The 1,687-nt window shown below is 70.2% G+C and carries 2 protein-coding genes; both read right to left on the bottom strand.

Annotation, left to right across the window (positions count from 1 at the left end):
• Positions 1 to 1,058, bottom strand: a 1,058-nt coding sequence (locus ACFU99_RS42895) for a SufD family Fe-S cluster assembly protein (protein ID WP_384404005.1), incomplete at its 3' end; no start/stop codon positions are given.
• A gap of 62 nt (positions 1,059 to 1,120) precedes the next feature.
• A partial coding sequence (locus ACFU99_RS42890; RefSeq protein ID WP_384404002.1) for a SufD family Fe-S cluster assembly protein occupies positions 1,121 to 1,687 on the bottom strand: 567 nt, incomplete at its 5' end.

Below are 1,687 nucleotides of genomic sequence, written 5' to 3'. Positions count from 1 at the left end.
TCGTCGAACCGGCCGGTCGCCGAGGCGTGCCCGGCCCCCACGATCTCGCCGGTCTCGATCTCCAGGTTGGGGACCGAGTCGACGCGCGCCCCGTCCGTGAGGACCAGGTTGCGGTTCAGCTCGTACGTGTCGGTGCCCTCGGCCCCGGCGCGGATCAGCACGTCGCCGATCCACACCGCGTGGGCGCCGCGGCCCTGGAGCGCGCCCTTGTACGTGACGTTGCTGCGGCAGTGCGGGGCGTCGTGGTCGACGAAGAGGCGGTGCTCCTGGTGCTGGCCGTCGTCCGTGAAGTACAGGCCGAACAGCTCGGCCTCGCCGCCGGGGCCGCCGTAGACGATCCGCGGGTGCAGCCGCACCAGGTCGCCGCCGAAGGTGACGACGACGGACTTGAAACTGGCGTCCCGGCCGACCAGCGCGGTGTGCTGGGCGACGTGCACGGCCTTGTCGTCCCAGTCCTGGACGGAGACGACGGTGAGCTTGGCGCCGTCGCCGAGCAGGTACTCGACGTTGGCGGCGAGGGTGGCGTCGCCGGTGTGGTCGATGACGACGACGGCCTCGGCGAACGCGCCGAGCTCCACGACCAGGTGGCCGAAGGAGGTGCCGCCCTCGCCGTGCACGGCGATCCGGACGGGCTCGTCGAGCACCGTCTCCTTGGGCACGGTGACGACGGACGCCTTCTCGAAGGCGGAGTAGGCCTGTGCCGCTACGCGGTCCACGGGCTTGCCGGACGCGCCGACCCGGCGGTCGTCACGGCCCACGGTCTCCACCGCCACGCCGGAGGGCGCCTCGACGGTGACGGCCACGGTGCCGCCCGCTTGCGCGGTGCCGTCGTGCAGGCCCTTGAGCCGCTCCAGGGGGGTGAAGCGCCACTCCTCCTCGCGGCCGTGCGGCACCGGGAAGTCGGCCACGTCGTAGGACGCGGGCGCGCTGACCCGTGCGTCGACGGGGTGCGCGGAGGTGCGGCCGGTACCCGGACCGGCGAGCTGGGGACCACCGGTCGTGGTGCCCACCTCGATCGATCCGGCCGTGGTGCCGCCGGCGGGGATGTTGTCGGCCATGACTGTCGTACTGCTCGCTTTCTCGGAGGACTGCTTCGGTGGCGGACGGGGCTTCGGCCGGTTCAGCCGACGGAGCCCTCCATCTGGAGCTCGATGAGCCGGTTGAGTTCCAGCGCGTACTCCATCGGCAGCTCACGCGCGATCGGCTCGACGAACCCGCGCACGATCATCGCCATCGCCTCGAACTCCGTCAGACCACGGCTCATCAGATAGAACAGCTGGTCATCGCTGACCTTCGAGACCGTCGCCTCATGCCCCATCGACACATCGTCCTCACGGACGTCCACATACGGGTAGGTGTCCGAGCGGGAGACCGTGTCCACCAGCAGCGCATCACACAGCACATTCGACTTCGAACCGTGCGCGCCCTCACCGATCTCGATCAACCCCCGGTACGAGGTCCGCCCGCCACCGCGCGCCACCGACTTCGAGACGATGTTCGAGGACGTGTTCGGCGCCATGTGCACCATCTTCGCCCCGGCGTCCTGGTGCTGGCCCTCGCCGGAGAACGCGATGGACAGCGTCTCGCCCTTCGCGTGCTCCCCCATCAGGTACACGGCCGGGTACTTCATCGTCACCTTGGAGCCGATGTTCCCGTCCACCCACTCCATCGTCGCGCCCTCATACGC

Source organism: Streptomyces sp. NPDC057654 (genome assembly GCF_042800135.1).
Taxonomy (GTDB): Bacteria; Actinomycetota; Actinomycetes; order Streptomycetales; family Streptomycetaceae; genus Streptomyces.
This window is presented reverse-complemented; position numbering and strand designations above follow the sequence as displayed.